Annotated in this window: 3 protein-coding genes and 2 pseudogenes; 3 read left to right on the top strand and 2 right to left on the bottom strand. The window is 43.1% G+C overall.

Features of this window, described 5'->3' with window-relative positions:
- Positions 1–140: 140 nt before the first annotated feature.
- Positions 141–299, bottom strand: a complete 159-nt coding sequence (locus O9332_RS16795) for a hypothetical protein (protein ID WP_288026525.1) — start codon at positions 297–299, stop codon at positions 141–143.
- A 231-nt stretch (positions 300–530) separates the two neighbouring features.
- Between O9332_RS16795 and O9332_RS16790 the strand changes: the two genes are divergently transcribed.
- Entirely contained in the window at positions 531–743 is a 213-nt protein-coding gene (locus O9332_RS16790) for a CAB/ELIP/HLIP family chlorophyll-binding protein (RefSeq protein ID WP_002756687.1), read from the top strand.
- A gap of 58 nt (positions 744–801) precedes the next feature.
- Here the strand turns inward: O9332_RS16790 and dapF are convergent, their stop codons facing one another.
- Entirely contained in the window at positions 802–1,647 is an 846-nt protein-coding gene (gene dapF, locus O9332_RS16785; protein ID WP_002756688.1) for a diaminopimelate epimerase, read from the bottom strand.
- A gap of 92 nt (positions 1,648–1,739) precedes the next feature.
- Between dapF and O9332_RS16780 the strand changes: the two are divergent.
- A pseudogene (locus O9332_RS16780) lies at positions 1,740–2,138 on the top strand (RNA-guided endonuclease InsQ/TnpB family protein); the annotation flags it as partial.
- Between the two features lie 195 nt (positions 2,139–2,333).
- Positions 2,334–2,786 (top strand): annotated as a pseudogene (locus tag O9332_RS16775) (RNA-guided endonuclease InsQ/TnpB family protein); the annotation flags it as partial.
- Between the last annotated feature and the right edge of the window lie 130 nt (positions 2,787–2,916).

Here is a 2,916-nt window from a genome sequence, read left to right as displayed (position 1 = left end):
GCCTTTCAGCTTTTGGGCAGTTTTGATATAAAGGGCTTTCAGACTATCGGTTAGTTGAATCAGGGATGCTGGTTTCATGCGAGTTCCTCACTCTGAGGATTTTCCCGTTATTATAGGATCAATCATTCTCTGTAATTCTCCTAGTGGTTTTTCCCTATTCTCCCCACACTTAACCCATTCGGCACATCTTCGCTCAAGGTCAGTTGACTCCCTAACATCGGGTTCGCTTTTGGTGGCAATTTATCTCTGGCGACCTTAAGATAGTTTTTGTTTTTCCCTTGACTATGGTGGCCAAGCATACACCTCTTTGTTACCACAACTTGGGTAATTTGTCAAGGAAAAGGCAAAATTTCCTCAATAAACCCAGAGGAGATAGAACTACAGCACTACCCTGACAGCCCAGAACCTTGCCGTTGACTGAATACCCGATCGAGGTTTTCTGAGTCTCCAGAAATTTTTTGTTAAAATTTGCAACATAACTTAACAATGTGTTACACTTCTTAACATAATCATCCAAAAGGAGCCTCCCCATGACTGCCCGCGGCTACACCACCGAAGAACAAGGAAGACTGAATAATTTTGCTGTCGAACCGAAAATGTACGTTGATAGTTCTAGCAGTCTCGGTTTTACCAAAAACGCTGAAAAATTGAATGGCAGACTAGCCATGATTGGCTTTGTCTCTCTTTTAGCCATTGAATTGTTAACCGGTAAAGGAATTATTGCTTGGATTACCAGTCTCTAAGAATTAACAATCCCGTCGCGTTGTTCGGGGAGTTCAGTCCCCGTCCAGACGGGGTGGTTTAGATACCATAAATGCCCTCAAAAACAGCTTTAGCAGGACCTGTCATGTAAACCCGGTTATCGGTTTGGGACCAGTGAATCTGAAGACAACCACCGGGCAGTTCCACGGTACAATGGCGATCGCATTTAGCCGTTAACAGGGCCGCCACTACCACAGCACAAGCACCAGTACCGCAAGCGAGAGTAATTCCCGCTCCTCTTTCCCAGACACGCATCTTCATATAATCCGGTGCGATTACCTCCACGAACTCCACATTAGTCCGTTGGGGAAAAACCGGATGATGTTCAAATTTTGGCCCGATAGTTTCTAGGGGAATAGAGGCCAGATCATCGACAAAAGTGACACAGTGGGGATTACCCATACTAACGCAAGTAACTAACCAATCTTTGCCCTCCACCTCTAGGGGAACCGCGAGGACTTTTTCTGACCCCTTGACCAAAGTGGTGGGGATTTCACTGCCTAGGAGTTGCGGCGGTCCCATATCGACCGTTACCTGTTCATTGGCTTCTAAACGGGGAATTATCGTTCCTGCTAGAGTATGAATGCGATAGGTGCGGCCAATGGCGTTGTTAGCCTCTAAACGGGCGATAAATTGGGCTAGACAGCGAATACCGTTACCACACATTTCTGGTTCCGAACCATCAGAGTTGAAAATTCTCATGGTGTAGTCGGTTGCTGCTTGGCCGGGAAGCGCAAAAATCACGCCATCGGCACCGATGCCAAAATGTCGATCGCACATAGCCACGGCCATTTCCGCTGTGATCAGGGGTTCGGGACTGTGACGGTTATCTATCAAAATAAAATCATTGCCCAGGCCTTGATATTTGGTAAAGGGGATTTTCATCGAAAATTTTGGGTCTGAAACCCCGTCGTTCTACGACGGCTTTACTGTTAAATATTAGCACATTTACGAAATATATGCTAGTGTGAAAGGACATGGAAAAAGCCTATTCGTTTCGATTTTACCCCACACCAACACAAGAGTCGCTATTGCGGCGCACATTGGGCTGTGTAAGATTGGTTTACAATAAAGCTCTCCACGAACGAACACAAGCTTGGTACGAAAGACAAGAAAGAGTAGGATATGCTGAAACGTCTTCAATGCTAACTGATTGGAAAAAGCAAGAAGAATTAGAGTTTTTAAACGAAGTTAGCTGTGTACCTTTACCACAAGGGTTAAGACACCTACAAACGGCTTTTACCAATTTCTTTGCTGGTCGTACTAAGTATCCCAACTTTAAGAAAAAACATCAAGGAGGAAGTGCCGAATTTACCAAATCAGCCTTTAAATTTAAAGACAAACAAATCTATTTAGCCAAATGCACAGAACCTTTACCTATTCGGCTCTTCGGTTTGTGTTATGCAATGGAGGGGGGTTATAAGGGATGGTACACTTATATAGACAGGCATTTAGCTATTTTTGTCAATTGTTTTTTATCTAGAGCGAACTAATCAATTAAGTCTCTTGCCAGATAAGGATTTAGTCGATTTATGCCCCCCTATCGAACCATAACAAGTAACGAAGAGCCACCTATTCGATGGTCAAGACAAATACCAGAAAGCTGTGAACCAAGCACAGTAACAGTCAGATTACATCCATCAGGACGTTGGCATATTTCAATTAGATTTGATGACCCAACGATTAAGCCTCTACCAGTAACAGATAAAGCCATCGGAATTGACTTAGGAATTAGTAGCCTTGTGATTACCAGCGATGGAGACAAGGTATCTAATCCTAAGCATTTTAAGAAACATTATCAGAGGTTGCGAAAGGCCCAAAAAAGCCTTTCTAGAAAACAGAAAGACTCAAAGAATCGGGAAAAAGCAAGAATCAAAGTAGCCAGAATTCACGCTCAAATCACCGATAGTAGAAAAGACCATTTACACAAGCTAACCACTCAATTAGTTCGTGAAAACCAAACGATTGTGGTTGAGAATTTAGCCGTTAAGAATATGGTCAAAAACCCGAAATTATCGGGAGCATCTCACCTTTGCAATGAGCATAAATACTTAGTGGAAAAATAGGCTTTTCGAGGGTAATTCTTGTTTTAATTCTCCATGTACGCAGTCTTTAAAAGCCTCTATTTCGTTCCAAGACACGATTAAGAGTGGC

Origin of the sequence: Microcystis sp. LE19-10.1B (assembly GCF_027530565.1) — a bacterium.
Taxonomy (GTDB): Bacteria; Cyanobacteriota; Cyanobacteriia; order Cyanobacteriales; family Microcystaceae; genus Microcystis; species Microcystis aeruginosa.
Note: the sequence above shows the minus strand (reverse complement) of the source record. Positions and strands in the feature narration are given on the sequence as shown.